14 protein-coding genes are annotated in these 15,246 nt (G+C 47.2%); 11 read left to right on the forward strand and 3 right to left on the reverse strand.

Features of this window, described 5'->3' with window-relative positions; translation table 11 throughout:
* Nucleotides 1-8: 8 nt before the first annotated feature.
* Nucleotides 9-1,553, reverse strand: coding sequence for a flagellin B (locus tag FNE76_RS00625; RefSeq protein ID WP_120948096.1), 1,545 nt, complete (start codon nucleotides 1,551-1,553; stop codon nucleotides 9-11).
* Nucleotides 1,554-1,689: 136 nt separating this feature from the next.
* On the opposite strand from FNE76_RS00625, the gene topA reads away from it, so the two are divergent.
* The 8 genes from topA (at nucleotide 1,690) to FNE76_RS00660 (ending at nucleotide 9,783) form a co-directional block, all read left to right on the forward strand.
* Complete coding sequence (gene topA / locus FNE76_RS00630; RefSeq protein WP_143928324.1) at nucleotides 1,690-3,996, forward strand: type I DNA topoisomerase; 2,307 nt, start codon at nucleotides 1,690-1,692, stop codon at nucleotides 3,994-3,996.
* A complete protein-coding gene (locus FNE76_RS00635) occupies nucleotides 3,989-4,909 on the forward strand; it encodes a radical SAM protein (protein ID WP_120948097.1) in 921 nt (306 codons plus the stop codon). Before topA ends, FNE76_RS00635 begins: the two co-directional genes overlap by 8 nt.
* Nucleotides 4,910-4,966: 57 nt before the next feature.
* Complete coding sequence (locus FNE76_RS00640) at nucleotides 4,967-5,527, forward strand: nitrate reductase cytochrome c-type subunit (RefSeq protein ID WP_120948098.1); 561 nt, start codon at nucleotides 4,967-4,969, stop codon at nucleotides 5,525-5,527.
* 32 nt (nucleotides 5,528-5,559) lie between these two features.
* Nucleotides 5,560-5,964 carry a U1 small nuclear ribonucleoprotein gene (locus FNE76_RS00645; protein ID WP_235852337.1) on the forward strand — a complete coding sequence of 135 codons (405 nt, stop codon included), beginning with the start codon at nucleotides 5,560-5,562 and terminating at the stop codon, nucleotides 5,962-5,964.
* 81 nt (nucleotides 5,965-6,045) lie between these two features.
* Nucleotides 6,046-6,174 carry a hypothetical protein gene (locus FNE76_RS08655; protein ID WP_268877237.1) on the forward strand — a complete coding sequence of 43 codons (129 nt, stop codon included), beginning with the start codon at nucleotides 6,046-6,048 and terminating at the stop codon, nucleotides 6,172-6,174.
* Between the two features lie 2 nt (nucleotides 6,175-6,176).
* Nucleotides 6,177-7,067, forward strand: coding sequence for a carbon-nitrogen hydrolase (locus tag FNE76_RS00650; protein WP_120948099.1), 891 nt, complete (start codon nucleotides 6,177-6,179; stop codon nucleotides 7,065-7,067).
* Between the two features lie 92 nt (nucleotides 7,068-7,159).
* Nucleotides 7,160-8,452, forward strand: a complete 1,293-nt coding sequence (locus FNE76_RS00655) for a Na+/H+ antiporter family protein (protein WP_120948100.1) — start codon at nucleotides 7,160-7,162, stop codon at nucleotides 8,450-8,452.
* Between the two features lie 56 nt (nucleotides 8,453-8,508).
* Nucleotides 8,509-9,783 carry an MATE family efflux transporter gene (locus FNE76_RS00660; protein WP_120948101.1) on the forward strand — a complete coding sequence of 425 codons (1,275 nt, stop codon included), beginning with the start codon at nucleotides 8,509-8,511 and terminating at the stop codon, nucleotides 9,781-9,783.
* On the opposite strand, the gene gmd is transcribed toward FNE76_RS00660, so the two are convergent.
* On the reverse strand, nucleotides 9,780-10,880 hold the full coding sequence (gene gmd, locus FNE76_RS00665) for a GDP-mannose 4,6-dehydratase (protein WP_120948102.1): 1,101 nt from the start codon (nucleotides 10,878-10,880) through the stop codon (nucleotides 9,780-9,782). The genes FNE76_RS00660 and gmd overlap by 4 nt on opposite strands.
* Before the next feature lie 9 nt (nucleotides 10,881-10,889).
* Complete coding sequence (locus tag FNE76_RS00670) at nucleotides 10,890-12,278, reverse strand: sugar phosphate nucleotidyltransferase (RefSeq protein WP_120948103.1); 1,389 nt, start codon at nucleotides 12,276-12,278, stop codon at nucleotides 10,890-10,892.
* A gap of 107 nt (nucleotides 12,279-12,385) precedes the next feature.
* Between FNE76_RS00670 and FNE76_RS00675 the strand changes: the two genes are divergently transcribed.
* The 3 genes from FNE76_RS00675 (at nucleotide 12,386) to tsf (ending at nucleotide 15,244) form a co-directional block, all read left to right on the forward strand.
* Entirely contained in the window at nucleotides 12,386-13,282 is an 897-nt protein-coding gene (locus FNE76_RS00675) for a HugZ family heme oxygenase (protein WP_120948104.1), read from the forward strand.
* Between the two features lie 122 nt (nucleotides 13,283-13,404).
* Nucleotides 13,405-14,193: a 30S ribosomal protein S2 gene (gene rpsB / locus FNE76_RS00680; RefSeq protein ID WP_013889897.1), complete on the forward strand. Its 789-nt coding sequence runs from the start codon at nucleotides 13,405-13,407 to the stop codon at nucleotides 14,191-14,193.
* Nucleotides 14,177-15,244 (forward strand): translation elongation factor Ts, encoded by a 1,068-nt coding sequence (tsf, locus tag FNE76_RS00685; protein ID WP_120948105.1) that lies wholly within the window; start codon nucleotides 14,177-14,179, stop codon nucleotides 15,242-15,244. Before rpsB ends, tsf begins: the two co-directional genes overlap by 17 nt.
* The last annotated feature ends 2 nt before the right edge of the window (nucleotides 15,245-15,246 follow it).

The following is a 15,246-nucleotide window of genomic DNA, read 5'->3' on the forward strand; positions in this document are numbered from 1 at the left end:
AATTCTCCCTATTGCAAGAGTCGCAAGACATTTTGTTGGACCGCATTGGCTTGTGCCATCGCAAAGCTCCCACTCTGTGCCAAGATGTTGTATTTAGAGAAACTTGCGCTCTCTTGGGCAAAATCCACATCTCTAATTTGCGATTCGGCTGCCTTCACATTCACCTGCGTTACAGAGATATTGTTGATGGTGGTCACTAACTCCATCTGTACAGAACCTAGATCGGAGCGGATTTTATCTAGCTGGACACGCGCACTCTCTGCCATGTCCATCACCACCATCGCACCTCTAAGGCTGGTTACTCCCGCACCGATGCCCTTAAAGTTGAGGCCTGCCTGTGTAGCATTGGCATTGCCCCCACTGGCACTAGCGACATTGGCATCAAATACACCTCTGACTGCGCGTAAATTCACCGTGTATTCGGCCACCCCTTGAGAGGAATGCAAGCCAATATGGCTATAGTTGATCCCACTCACGGTGATGTCGCGCGCATCTTGCTTGACAAAAGTCAAACGCCCCACGATCGCATGGCTTTTACCTGACACGCCGACAAAATTGCCACCCCCAAGCACAGCCCCGCTTTTCCCATCCGCATGCACAGAGATCGCACGTCCATCGGTGCTTTTCAAATTTAAACGCCCAGAGATGTCAATATAGGCCTCTACACCCGTACGTTCCCTAACCGAGTTGATCGCATTGATGAGTCGTCCATCGCGGTCGTTGCGTTTGACATCGTTGATGTTCCCGATCAACACGCCATTGATGGTGAGCCCTTGGATGGTGCCTGATTGCACGGGCTTACCCCCGGTCCCGATGACATTGGCACTTGCACGTAAGCCTAGCGTGTTAGAAAACTTGTTGATCACTTCCACCAACGCCCCTAAGCCCGTGCCCGCACTGGTGGAAATCTTGACTGATTCCAACTTAAAATCATTGACCGAGTTGGCTAACTTAAAGTTGAGCGTAACCTCTTTTAAGTTATTTGCCCCGGCACTCACCTGCATCCCCGCACGATCCATCCCCGAGGTTTCAAAACGCACATGCCCGATCTTGTCTGTTCCTGTAGGGCCTATGGATGCTTTGATGGTGGTGTTAGAATAAGCACCTATCTGGAACTCTTTATTAGAAAAGCTACCCGCCAACAACTGTTGCCCATTAAAGCTCGTGGTGTTAGCGATATTGTCTAGCTCTTCTAAAAGCCGTAGAATATCGCTCTGCAAAGCTTTTCTAGTCTCTGCAGTCTGCCCATCTTGAGCGGCCTGAACGGCTTTTGTTTTCACCGTGTCTAGGATTTTGATCTGCTCATCCATCGCCTTATCAGCGGTTTGGACGATCCCGATCGCATCGTTGGCATTTTTGATTGCCTGCCCTAAACTCGCGCTCTGGCTTCTCAAACTATCTGCAATTGCCATCCCTGAAGCATCATCAGCGGCTTTATTGATTCGCAACCCTGAGCTTAATTTTTCTAAAGAGCTAGCAAGGTCCCGATTGTTGCGCACGCCGATTGTGTGCGCATTTAAAGCCGCAACATTGGTATTGATCCGAAAACTCATCTTTGCATCCTTTGCTAATGTGATACCCACACAAAAGCAAGAGCTATTCCATGTTTTTGGACAAGAACTTTGAAAAGTAACACAACACCCACAAAAATAGTCTATAATGTTCTAAAAACCAAGACCAGAGTGTGAGATGAAAGCCAACCAAAAAAAGCTTATTATTGTGGAATCGCCCACAAAAGCCAAGACCATTGCCAATTTTCTCGATCAAAATTACCATGTCATCGCCTCTAAAGGGCATGTGCGGGATTTGAGCAAATACGCTATGGGGATTCGTATCCAAGAGGATAAGTTTATTCCCAAATACATTGTGGATAAAGACCATGAGGACATTGTGGAACAAATTTTAAGCCTAGCTAAGAGTGCTAGCCAAATTTATATCGCCACCGATGAGGATCGCGAGGGGGAAGCCATTGGTTACCACATTGCCTATCTTATCAAGGAAAACCAACGCACTTCACAGACAAAAAAGATGAGTGCTAATCAAATCTTGCAAGAAACCCTAGATTTAGAGCAACAAACCAACCATGCGCCCTCCAACAACCCCATTTTCCACTTCCCCCGTATTGTCTTCCATGAGATCACCAAATCCGCCATTTTGCATGCCCTCAAACACCCTAAAACCCTCGATGTTTATAAAATCAACGCCCAATTAGCTAGGCGCCTGCTTGATCGCATTGTGGGTTTTAGTTTGAGCTCTTTGCTAGCCAACAAAATTGCTAAGGGCATGAGTGCTGGGCGGGTGCAAAGTGCCGCGCTTAAAATCGTGGTGGATCGCGAAAGGGAGATTCAAGCTTTCAAGCCCTTGATTTACTATAACATTGAGGGCGTATTTGAGGGGTGTATAGAGGCAAGCCTAGAGAGTTACAGGGGAGAGAAAATCAAAAAACAAAGCCTCACTGATGCACCCAATGCGCTCAAAATGGTCCAACACCTGCGCACCCAAACCTACCAAGTCCAAGAGATCGCCCATAAAAATAAAACCAGCCCCTCCCCCCCACCCTTCATGACCTCCACCTTGCAACAAAGTGCCTCCACACACCTAGGCTATGGTCCCTCTAAAACCATGGGCATTGCCCAAAGGCTTTATGAGGGCGTGGCGACCCCTGAGGGGATGAGTGGGGTTATCACCTATATGCGTACCGATAGCCTGAATGTCGCCAAAGAAGCGATCAAGGCAGCACGGGATTTTATTGGAACAACTTACGGCGCGCCCTATTTGCCTAGCAAGCCCAAAACCTACACCTCCAAAAACAAAGCCGCCCAAGAAGCCCATGAAGCCATCCGCCCGACCAATTTAAACTTCACGCCCACCGTTGCCAAGGATTATCTCAAGCCTGAAGAATACCGGCTCTATACGTTGATTTATAACCGCTTTTTGGCTTCCCAAATGACCGATGCTCTCTTTGAAAACCAAACCCTACGCCTGTGTTGCGCGGATGGCACTTTTAAGGCCAGCGGGCGTAAATTGATTTTTGATGGCTACCATCGGGTTTTAGGCGAGTGCGATCGCGATAAACTTTTACCCGCCTTGCAAAAAGATCAGAGTGTGCGCCTAGATAAGTTAGAGGCTAAAAAATGCTCCACAGAACCCCCCACGCGTTATTCAGAAGCCTCTTTGATTAAAACTCTAGAGAGTTTGGGTATTGGGCGGCCCAGCACTTATGCGCCCACCATTGCCCTGCTGGCCAATCGCTCCTATGTCAAGTTAGAAAATAAACAACTCGTGCCCACAGAAGATGCCTTTGTGGTGATTGGGATTTTAGAAAAACATTTTAGTGGGATTGTGGATGTAGCTTTTAGTGCGGGTCTAGAGGATAAATTAGATGCCATTGCCAGTAGCAAAGCCTCATGGCAACAGGTGCTCTTTGATTTTTACACCCCCTTTATGGACCAAATTGAGGCTGGAAAAGCCCAAATTGCCTCCCAAAAAACCAGCGTGCCAACTGGGGAATTTTGCCCAGAGTGTGGTTTAGAATTAGTCCGACGCAAGGGCAGATTTGGCGAGTTTGTGGCATGCAGTGGGTATCCTAAATGTAAATTTATCAAACCCCCCACCGAGCAAACCCCAACCCCCCTAGAGCCATGCGAGAAATGCGGGAAGCCCATGGTGCTCAAAAAGGGGCGTTTTGGCGAGTTTGTGGCATGCAGTGGGTATCCACAATGCAAAAATATCCGCTCCAAAGCCCCTCACCCCAAAGAAGAAAAAGTTGTTGGTGTGTGCCCCGAGTGTAGTGGGCATATTGTGGAAAAGAGAGGCAGGCGGGGGTTGTTCTATGGGTGTGCTAACTACCCTCAATGCCAATTTATCTCTAACTACCCACCCAGCGATCAAAAATGTCCCGAGTGTGGGTATATGCTGGTGTTTAAAGCCTATAAGAGAAAACCTAGCGTGTGGGTGTGCTTGAAGTGCACTTTCCAAAAGTTAGCCGATGTCTAAAGCCCCCATTGTCTTTGGACCTCTGCGTTCGCGCCGCTTTGGCTGGTCGTTGGGGATTGACTTATCTGGAGCGATCAAGCAATGTAATTTTGATTGCATTTATTGCGAACTTGCCAAAGCCAAACCCATTGATCGCATGTACACCATTTTACCCTTAGAAATGATTGTCCAAGCCGTGCAAGAGGCGTTGGCAAATTGCCCCGTGCGTTTAGATGTGCTCACCACCACCGCCAATGGCGAACCCACTCTTTACCCCCATCTTTTGGATTTGATCTGTGCTCTCAAACCCCTAACCCCCCCGCATACCCAAACTTTGATCTTAAGCAATGGGTCTTTATTTGGCAAGCCTGAAGTCCAAAGGGCGTTACACCATTATGATATTGTCAAATTTTCCTTAGATGCCACCTTGTCCCCAGTGTTTAAAAAAATCGATCGGCCTAGCAAAAATCTCTGTCTAGAGTCTATCCTAGAGGGCATTTTAGATTTTGCCAACCAGTATTCAGGCATGCTAGTCGCTGAGGTGTTGGTCGTGCAAGGAGTCAATGATGCGCCCGAGCATATCCAAGCCTTGGTTTCGTTTTTACAACAAGTCAAAAATCTTGCTCGTGTGGATTTAAGCACCATTGATCGCCCCCCCTCCTACAAAGTCCAGCCCACTAGCCACGCCCAATTACTCCAATTAGCCACCCACTTTGAAAACTTGCCCTTAAGTTTGCCAAGCCGCACCACGCCCCCACAAATGCCCCATCTGCATTTAACGCCCTCTGCTTTTTTAGAATTGCTCAAACGCCGCCCCTTGAGCGTAGAAGAATCGTTGCATTACATGCCCAAAAGTGCCCTAGATGATCTCTTAGCCCACCATGCCATCATCTTAAGAAAGGTGGGTTTGGTGGATTTTTACTATGCAAGTTAAATTTCTATTTTAAGACTATGCTATAATCTCATTTTGATTTCAAATGAGGAGATGATGATGAAGATGCGCGTGGGCATGCTGGCTGTTTTGGTTTTGGTGGGTTTGCTCTATGCTGTCAAACACCACAGCAAACATGAATCCTTGGTGAGCGACACGCAAATTGGTTTGCGTAAAGCCCCCCTAGAGGATGAAAGGGATTTGAGGTTGCATTCCTATGAATACCACAAGCTCCCCCCGGGTGAGAGCAAACGCTTTGAGAGAGCCTATGAAAACGCCCCCCCCATGATCCCCCATGACGTAACCGGACTCTTGCCCATCACTAAGGACAATAACCAGTGTTTGGGTTGCCACATGCCCGATGTGGCCAGCACCGTGGGGGCAACACCCGTGCCTAAGTCCCATTTCTTTGATTTTCGGCATAACCGCCCGGCTAAGGAGGGGAGCATTAGCGATGCGCGCTTTAATTGCACCCAATGCCATGCCCCTCAAGCCAATGCCAAACCCTTGGTTAAAAACAACTTCAAACCTGTTTTTAGCAATAAGGCTTTGGAATTCCGATCCGACTTTATGGATGTGGTGGATGTAGGGGTTAAAGACCTCACCAAAACTAAAGAATAGCCCAAACAATGACGCATAAGACTAGGGTTTTTTTGCATTCTAGCATTTTGGCACTATTGGGTGGATGCTGGGTAGGCGATCCAGCCGATGTGGATCCTAACTTGCCTGATATAGACACCCTCAATGAGTGTGCGCAGATCAAAAATGAATGTGTGGGGGATAAAAATGGCGAGATTGCCAAGACCAAACCTAGGAACTATGGACCTTTTCAGGATATTTCCTTGGCGGGTGTCAAGCTAGCACATGGAGGTAGATTTGCTTTATCTCCCCTCCCACCCACTGGTGCGGGCTATATCCCTTATAATCCCATGATGTACCCCATGGGCATGTATCCTTATGGTATGTACCCGATGGGGATGTACCCCATGGGCATGTATCCTTATGGTATGTACCCGATGATGGGGGGTATGCCGATGATGTATGGTCCTTGGTGGTGAGTCTCTAAAAACTTCCCCAGCATTAGCCATTCTAAGACTTTTGTTTTGTTATAATCCCGCTTTCATTATAAGGAGTGCAAAATGGATGATTTTGAAGATTCATTTGAGGATTTTGAAGAAGATTTTGAGGATAGTGCTGGGGACTATCATGGGGGGTATGATGATGATGACTATGTGAGCGCAGATAGCGAATATGAGGATGAATTTTAGGCATGCACATCAGGGTCGCTATTTTGCAACACGCCTACCAAGGCAATCGACTCAAGACCTTGCAACACACACAGGGCATGCTTGAAAAAGCCAAAGAACAACATCCTGATCTAAACTTAGTGGTTTTACCCGAGTTACACCCCTACCCGTATTTTTGCCAGCATGAAGACCCATGTTACTTTGAGTGGGCGCATTTTTATGATGAAGACACCGCTTTTTTAGGTGCTTTGGCTAAGGATTATGGGGTGGTGTTGGTGGGTTCTTTGTTTGAAAAACGTATGGAGGGGGTTTTCCATAATACTGCTGTAGTTTTTGAGGCTGATGGGCATATCTTGGGCAAACAGCGTAAAATGCACATCCCCGATGACCCACGTTTTTATGAAAAATTTTATTTTACGCCCGGAGATACCATCGCCCCCATTGCTAGCAGTGTGGGGAATTTAGGTGTGTTGGTGTGCTGGGATCAGTGGTTTCCTGAAGCTGCGCGGATCATGGCATTAAAAAGGGCGGATATTTTGATTTACCCAAGTGCGATCGGGTGGTTTTGCGATGCAAGCGAGAGCATGGCAGATAGACTCTTGCAAAGAGAGGCATGGAAGGGTGTGCAAAAGGGGCATAGTATCGCCAATGCCATGCCAGTCATCACCTCTAATCGTGTGGGTGTTGAACAAGACCCCTCTTCGCAAACCAGCGGGCTGAACTTCTTTGGGAGCAGTTTTATTTACGGGGCTTTGGGGGAGGAGTTGGCTTGTGCAGGGGAACAAGAAGAGATTTTGTATGCGCGCATTGATTTGCAAAGAAGTGCACAGGTGCGTCAGATGTGGCCTTTTTTTAGGGATCGGCGCATCGATGCTTATGGGGATCTCTTAAAGCGAGTGGTTAGTGATTATTAACTTGCGCAGGGCACACACGCATGGTCTCTAAGAGACCAGTATAGACACCTAGAAACATTTGCAAACACTTTAAAAAATACAAGGATCGAGTTATGTTTTTGACAAATGCGGCGGTGGTGTCTGTGCTGGTGATGGTGGCTTTGAGTTTGGCACGGCTCAATATTTTACTAGCGATCATGGTGGCTAGCTTGGTGGCTGGACTGATGGGGGGGCTAAACATCGTAGAAACCATTAAAATGATGATTGCGGGCATGCAAGGCAATTTAGAAACAGCTTTAAGTTATGTGCTCTTAGGGGCTTTGGCAGTGGCGATCTCAAGTGGCAATTTGATTAAGGTTTTATTAAACAAGCTGGTTAGCAAGATGGACCAAAAAGCCACGATCTTTTGTTTTTTAATCGCTTTCATTGCGTGCTTTTCACAAAATTTAATCCCCGTGCATATTGCCTTTATCCCCGTTCTCATCCCCCCACTTTTGCACCTGATGAATCGCTTGCAACTAGACAGACGGGCGGTGGCGTGTGCGCTGACCTTTGGTTTGCAAGCACCCTACATGACCATCCCGGCTGGCTTTGGGCTGATTTTCCAAACCATGATTGTGGATAATTTGGTTAAAAATGGCATCCACACCAACTTATCCCAAGTGGTGGCTGTGATGTCTATTGCGGGTTTGGCAATGTTGGTTGGGTTGGTTGTTGCTGTGGTGGTGTTGTATCGCAAACCGCGTATTTACCAAGAACGCATGGAGATACACGCACAGGGTGATTTGAAATTAACCGGTAAGGATTATTTGACCTTACTAGGGATTATCCTAGCCTTTATGGTGCAGATTGAAACGGGGTCTTTGCCCTTGGGAGCGTTGATTGGCTTGATGGTGATGCTGATCGGGCGTGTGGTGAAGTGGAAAGACATGGACGGCGTGATTGATGAGGGCGTAAAATCCATGGCATTTGTGGCGTTTGTGATGTTGGTAGCGGCCGGCTTTGGGGAAATCTTGCAAAAAACGCATGCCATTAGCGATCTGGTGCATTTAACCGATAAGATGATCTCTAACAAATTCGAAGGCGCATTGGTGATGTTAGGTATTGGGCTTTTTATCACCATAGGGATTGGGACTTCCTTTGGGACACTCCCCATCATAGCAACCTTTTATTGCCCTCTGTGTTTGGCTCTTGGCTTTAGCACGCCAGCGACCATTTTATTAGTAGGCATAGCAGCCGCTTTGGGCGATGCGGGCTCACCTGCTAGCGATAGCACTATAGGTCCTACAACGGGCTTAAATGCCGATGGGCAACACAACCATATTTATGACACTTGTTTGCCGACCTTTTTGGTTTATAATATCCCCTTAATCGTCTTTGGGATACTAGGAGCGTTGCTATTATAAAAGCGATCCGTTGGTGGCGACTCAAAAAGGTTTTAAGCCTTGCCCTGCCCTCTGGGGTGAATAACTTTTTAGAAATCTTTGTTTTGGCTGTCTCCATCTTTTTTATGGGGAAACTCTCAGATGCGCACATTGTGGCGATGGGGGTGGGTTTGCAATACATGCTCTTATTTTATGCCCTCAACTCTGTGTTTTACATTGGCACGAATGCGACCCTTAGCCGTCTGGTGGGGGCAAAAGACATGGAGCTCGTGTCTGTGGGCTATTGTAGTATTTTGATCGGGGCTTGTGTGCTGTGTGGTTTAGCTGGCGTAGTGGGCTTTTTGGGGGTTTCTAGCTTTGTGGATTGGATGGGGCTTAAAGATGAGGCTAATCATTTGGCACAAGAATATTTGCATATTTTGGTCTTTGCCCTGCCCGCTATTTTTATTAAGAATGTGATGGTGGCTGCGCTAGCTAGTTTCTCAGACACGCTGACCCCCTTTTTAATCAAGCTGGTGATGAGTGTTCTGTGCTTGTTTTTAAACCAAGCTTTGATTTTTGGGCATTTTGGTTTTGCGCGTTTGGGGATTGCCGGGGCAGCATGGGCAAATGTGATTGTGGCGTTTGTAGAATTAGCCATGCTCTTTGGGATCACCACAGCCACGAAAAAAGCTCTTAGATTCCACATGACCTTTGATTTTGACTTTTTCAAACGGGCTTGGAAAGTAGGCTGGCCCTCAGGATTTGAGAGACTTTTAACCCTTTTTTCCATGGCGTTAATCTCTAAATTTGTGGCTAGCTATGGCGATGAGGTGCTAGCAGGCATGCAAATTGGCTTGCGCGTGGAGAGTTTTAGCTACATGCCCGGGCTGGGCTTTAGCATTGCATGCATGGTTTTAGTGGGGCAACATCTAGGGGCTAATCAAGTCCAAAAAGCGCAAGAATATGTCCGCACCACTTTAAAAATAGGCGTGTTATTTTTAGGCGTGATGGGTGTTTTGTTGGTGGTCTTTGCCAAACCCTTTGCGTTGGTCTTCACGCATAATCTAGCGGTTGTAGAGGTGGCAGGGTGGTATTTAGTCGCTGTGGGGGTCTCCCAAGTGCCCCTGGCATGTTTGTTTGTGCTGGATGGGACTTTTAGAGGGGCGGGGATGGCTAAAGTCTCGCTCTTGATTAATACGTTTAGCCTGTGGTCATTACGCATCATCCCCATGTATTTTTTGCTCCACCATGGCTACCATGTCCGCTGGCTTTTTGTGATCATTTGTGTAGAAACCTATGCCCGTGCGGGGGTTTTTTATTGGGCTTATAGGCGGGGCTGGTGGAAAAAGCCCGGGCGTTTTGTCCGCTAGGTGCGTGCGATCAAGGCTTCTTTCTTAGCTAGAGCCAAATCGCTCCTGAGCATGTCTAAAATGAGATCCTCAATCCCAAATTGGCGTTTCCAACCTAGCTCACGCTCGATCTTGCTAGGATCGCCTAACAATAAATCCACTTCTGTAGGTCTAAAATAGCGTGCATCCACACGCAACACAATTTGATTAGGGCTTAAGGGGTGGGTGAAATCCACTAGGGGGCTGGGTTTGAGATCCACCACCACACCCACCTCATCTAAGCCCTGACCCTGAAATTCCACGATCACGCCCACCTTTTCAAAGCAAGCGCGTACAAAATCACGGATACTTAAGGTCTTGCCACTAGCAACGACATAGTCTATGGGTGTGTGGTGTTGCAACATCAAGTGCATCGCCACGACATAATCTTTGGCATGCCCATAGTCGCGTTTGGCATCCAAATTCCCCAAAAACAAGCAATCTTGCAAACCATAGAGCAGGCGCGCAATCGCCATGGTGATCTTGCGGGTAACAAAGGTTTCCCCCCGCACAGGGCTTTCATGGTTAAATAAAATCCCATTGAGCGCAAAAAACCCGTAAGCCTCGCGGTAATTTTTGGTGATGTAGTAGCCATAGAGTTTGGCGGCTGCATAGGGGCTTCTGGGGTTAAAGGGGGTGTTTTCATTCTGGGGGGTTTGCAGCACTTCTCCATATAGTTCGGAGGTACTGGCTTGGTAAAAACGCGTGTTTTTAAGACCTAGCAAACGCATTGCCTCTAAAATACGCAAGGTCCCCAACGCATCCACATTGGCCGTATATTCGGGCATCTCAAAAGAAACCTGCACATGGCTTTGCGCGGCTAGATTGTAAATTTCATCGGGCTTGATCTTGGCAATCAAGGCGATCATGTTAGAGGAGTCGGTCAAGTCCCCATAGTGCAAGAAAAAATGCGCATGGCTACTATGCACATCTTCATAAATGGCATCGATTCGGGCGGTATTAAATGAAGAACTGCGTCTTTTAATCCCATGCACTTCATAGCCCAAATCCAATAAATAGCGGGCTAGATAACTCCCATCTTGTCCGGTAATCCCAGTAATCAAAGCAACTTTTTTCATTTTCTTCCTTTAGGGGCGTTTGTAGTCATCTTCTAAGCGTTCAATGTCGCTTTCATCCAAGCGTGCACCGCATTGCACTTCTAAAATTGTTAGGGGCTCATGGGTGTCATTGCCCAATCGGTGGATTTGCCCTTGCTTGATGAACACGCTTTCATTGGTGGCCACTTGCAGGTGTGCATCGCCCACCACCACGCTAGCCACCCCCTCCACAACGACCCAATGCTCGCTTCTGTGTTGGTGTCTTTGCAGACTCAAACGTTTATGGGGCGTGATCTTTAGAAGTTTAACCTTAAAAAAGGGGCATTCTAGCAAGACCTCAAAGCTCCCCCAAGGGCGGTATTCTAAGGGGTAGTTATGCACTAACTCAGGGTATTTTTGGGCGATCTCTGTAACCAGCGTTGGGAGTTTGTCTAGGTGATCTTGGTGGGCAATGAGCAAGCCATCCTTAGTATCCACCACCACCAAGCCATGCACGCCCAACAATGTACTAAATTTGTGGCTATAGACATAATTATGCGTGGCTTGCTCAAAAAGCACTGGCTTGGGGGTGTGGGGAGTGTTGTGCTGGCTATCCTCTTGTAGGCTTTGCTTCAGACTTGCAAAATGCCCCACATCGCGCCAATTAGCCTTTAGAGGCACAACAAAGAGGTTTGGGCATTTTTGCCACAAACACACATCCACGCTCCCCCCCTCTTGTAAGTCTTGGGTTTGGCATTTGATAATATGGGGTAGGCGTTTAGCTTGTCTAAAGACTTCTTGGCAGGCTTGGAGCATGTGGGGGACATGTCGGGCGCAGGTTTGCAAAAATACACCCGCCTTAAAGACAAACATGCCACTATTGGTGTAAAAATGCCCGCGCGCCTGTGCTTGGAGTTGGGCTATCTGGGTGGGGTTGGGTTTTTCTATAAAACCAAGAACGGGGCTAATGCCCTCTTCAAGCGGGGCGCATGTGATCAGGCCATATTGGCTATTGGGTTCTTGATCCACCCCAAAGAGCATGGTTTTACCCTCTTTGGCGTGCTGGACTGCAATCTCCAATGCACTTTGGAAGGCGGGCTTGTCCATGAGGTGATCGGTGGGGCTTATCACTAAGATTTCCTCTAAATCGCATGCCAAACTTGCTAAGATCAAGGCGTTCATGGTGTTTTTAGGTGCACTCTCCAATAAAAAATCAGTGCGATCTTCTAAGTGGAGCGCGCTCATCTCCTCTAGGGCATGGAAGTAATGTGCCTCGTTGCAGACCACTAAAAAACGCGCTTGGGGGTGATCCAAACGATCTAAAGCCAGACCAAAAAGACTCTTGGAGTCATAGAGTTTTAAAAATTGCTTGGGAAAATGTGAGCGGCTTAAAGGCCACAGCCTTTTCCCACTCCCTCCGCTCAAAATGACATGCACCATGCCTAACCTTTGTGAAAAAAATAAACAACAGACATCGAATTAACCTGCACATTTGTAAATTTAATGATATAATAAGAAGCCTTAAAAATACTACGAGGAGTTTTTAGATGGATATTAGCTTTATTGTTGATCATATGAACAACAACCATGTGCAAGACATGGAGGCGTTGCTAGCCAAGTTTGGTCAAGTTAGGGGTGCGCATGGTGTCCGCATGAAAAATGCAGATATGGGTGGCATGGACATTGTTTATATGATAGATGGCAGAGAATCGATGTTGCGGATTGATTTTCCGGCCAAAGTTGAGAGTGTTGAGGGCATTAAAGATGCGATTATCGAGATGTGCCGATCAATTGCCAAAACTACAGATATGGACGAAGTGCGTGCCGATTTAGAGCGTTTTAGAGAAAGCTTTAGCACCGTTTGCATCGCTAGCTTGAGCCCTGAAAATGAAGTGATCTGTTCTTACAGCGCGCTTTTGTTTGACGAACAAGATGGCAGGAGGCAATTCTACATTTATGTGAGCGAAGTGGCTGAACACTTCAATAGCATTAAAGCCCACCCTGACAATGTTGAAATCATGTTCTTAGAAGATGAAGCGACAGCCAAATCTCCCATTTTACGCCGTCGCTTGCGCTACAGAACCCGTGTTACTTTCATGGAGAGAGGTGCGGAGTTTGATCGTGTTTATGATAACTTCATCCAAAAACATGGCAAAGGTCGTGGTTTAGAAACCATCCGCCACATGCAAGATTTCCACCTCATCAAACTAGACTTCATCAAAGGTCGCTTTGTAAAAGGTTTTGGACAAGCTTACGACATTGATGCGCATGGCAACATCACCTATGTAGGCAGCAAAGGCAATCCACACGCCATGAAAGATCGCAGAGATCACAGCGTGGATCGCCATCCAGAACACCCCCATGGACACCCACACGCCGATCGCCGTGATCGCCACGAACATCCCCATAAAGATCATGGGAGAGATGAACGCATCAGCCACTAATGCACCTTGCCCCTTCGGGGGCTCTCGATTTTTTGGTTTTTAGTTTCTGTTTTTCAAATCCCGCACACGCTTTAGCTTAAAGTGATCGTCAGAGCGTGGAGGCAAACTTTAAGGAGTAAAGAATGATCACCATGAAAGATTTATTGGAATGTGGGGTGCATTTTGGACACCAAACACGGCGTTGGAATCCTAAGACGGCGCGCTTTATCTTTGGTGTGCGCAAGAATATCCACATCATAGACTTGCAAAAAACTTTGCGGTACTTCCGCTACACCTATAACATCGTGCGTGATGCTAGCGCAGAGGGCAAAACCATTATGTTTGTGGGCACCAAAAAGCAAGCCAGCGATGCGCTCAAAGAATATGCCATGCAGGTCAATGTCCCCTATGTGAATTACCGCTGGCTAGGCGGGATGCTAACCAATTTTAGCACTATTAGAAAATCCGTGCGCAAATTAGAGATCATGGAAGAGATGGAGAGTAGTGGGCAGATCGACTTGCTCACCAAAAAAGAAAAGCTCATGATCTTGCGCAAAAAAGAGAAATTAGAAAAATATTTGGGTGGGGTGCGCCACATGAAAAAAATGCCCGATATGATGTTCATTGTGGATGTGGTGAAAGAAAAAATCGCGGTGGCAGAGGCGCGCCGATTGGGTATCCCCATCATCGCCCCCTTAGACACCAATTGCGATCCCGATTTGGTGGATTACCCGATCCCGGGCAATGATGATGCGATTCGCTCTATTCGGCTTTTTTGTAAAGAAATGGCAGAGGCGATCACTGAGGGGCGCGAGTTGGTGGGGCGATCCACAGAAGAAGTTGAGGAAGTCGAACACGCTAGTGAGTTAGAACAAGCAGAGTTACTAGAAGAATTGCAATTAGAAGGAGGGCAAGATGAGCACACAAATTAGTGCCACCCAAGTCAAGCAACTACGGGAAATGAGTGATGCGCCGATGATGGATTGCAAAAAAGCGTTGGTGGAATGTGGGGGGGATTTGGAAAAATCTTTAGAATACCTGCGCCAGAAAGGCTTGAGCAAGGCGATTAAAAAGGCAGATAGGTTGGCTAGCGAGGGTGTGGTGGCTTTAGAGGTGAATGAAGCCCAAGCCACCATGTTGGAGATCAATTCTGAAACCGATTTTGTTGCCAAGAACGATCATTTTAAAGCCCTTGTGAGCAAAAGCCTAGAGGTGGCTAAATCTTCTAACGCCCAAAGCGTGGAAGAACTCTATCAGGCTTCTATGGGGGGTGAAAAATTCCAAGATTATTTGCACAGCGCGGTGGCCAAAATTGGAGAAAATATTGTGGTGAGGCGTTTGGCCCAAGTGAGTGCGCAAAAACAGGAGGCATTACATGCCTATTTGCACGCTAACCAACGCGTGGGCGCGATCATCAAGATCGCCCACAAAGACCCCAAAAATACACCCGCTTTAAGGGAATTGGCCCGCCAAATTGCCATGCATGCTGCTGCGATGAAACCCGTTGTGCTCGATCACCATGCCTTTAGCCCCGAATTTATTGCCCAAGAAAAATTAGCCTTAGTGGCTGAACTAGAAAAAGAAAATGAGGAATTCAAACGTTTGGGTAAGCCTTTAAAGCATATCCCTAAGTTTGTGAGTATGGCGGAGCTCACCCCCGCGGTGCTCCAAGCCCAAGAAGAGGAATTTAAAGCGCAACTTAAAACAGAGGGTAAGCCCGAGAAAATCTTTGATAAGATTTTGCCCGGCAAGATGGAACGATTCATTGCCGATAACACGCTTTTAGATCAACGCCTCACTTTATTGGGGCAGTTTTTTGTCATGGATGATAAAAAAACCATTGCACAAGTCCTCCAAGAAAAAGGCGCGCAACTCCATGATGATTTGGTTATCGGTGCTTATGTGCGCTTTGAAGTGGGCGAGGGTGTGGAGAAAAAGAGCGGGGATTTTGCCGCTGAAGTAGCCGCCCAAATGCAAGGCTAGTC

Origin of the sequence: Helicobacter mehlei (assembly GCF_007280785.1) — a bacterium.
Classification (GTDB): Bacteria; Campylobacterota; Campylobacteria; order Campylobacterales; family Helicobacteraceae; genus Helicobacter; species Helicobacter mehlei.

Coding starts and splice junctions, on each gene's coding strand:
- FNE76_RS00635 (WP_120948097.1), top strand. CDS start 3,989: ATGTCTAAAGCCCCCATTGTCTTTGGACCTCTGCGTTCGCGCCGCTTT.
- FNE76_RS00655 (WP_120948100.1), top strand. CDS start 7,160: ATGTTTTTGACAAATGCGGCGGTGGTGTCTGTGCTGGTGATGGTGGCT.
- FNE76_RS00670 (WP_120948103.1), bottom strand. CDS start 12,278: ATGGTGCATGTCATTTTGAGCGGAGGGAGTGGGAAAAGGCTGTGGCCT.
- gmd (WP_120948102.1), bottom strand. CDS start 10,880: ATGAAAAAAGTTGCTTTGATTACTGGGATTACCGGACAAGATGGGAGT.
- FNE76_RS00650 (WP_120948099.1), top strand. CDS start 6,177: ATGCACATCAGGGTCGCTATTTTGCAACACGCCTACCAAGGCAATCGA.
- rpsB (WP_013889897.1), top strand. CDS start 13,405: ATGATCACCATGAAAGATTTATTGGAATGTGGGGTGCATTTTGGACAC.
- FNE76_RS08655 (WP_268877237.1), top strand. CDS start 6,046: ATGGATGATTTTGAAGATTCATTTGAGGATTTTGAAGAAGATTTTGAG.
- topA (WP_143928324.1), top strand. CDS start 1,690: ATGAAAGCCAACCAAAAAAAGCTTATTATTGTGGAATCGCCCACAAAA.
- tsf (WP_120948105.1), top strand. CDS start 14,177: ATGAGCACACAAATTAGTGCCACCCAAGTCAAGCAACTACGGGAAATG.
- FNE76_RS00675 (WP_120948104.1), top strand. CDS start 12,386: ATGGATATTAGCTTTATTGTTGATCATATGAACAACAACCATGTGCAA.
- FNE76_RS00625 (WP_120948096.1), bottom strand. CDS start 1,553: ATGAGTTTTCGGATCAATACCAATGTTGCGGCTTTAAATGCGCACACA.
- FNE76_RS00640 (WP_120948098.1), top strand. CDS start 4,967: ATGAAGATGCGCGTGGGCATGCTGGCTGTTTTGGTTTTGGTGGGTTTG.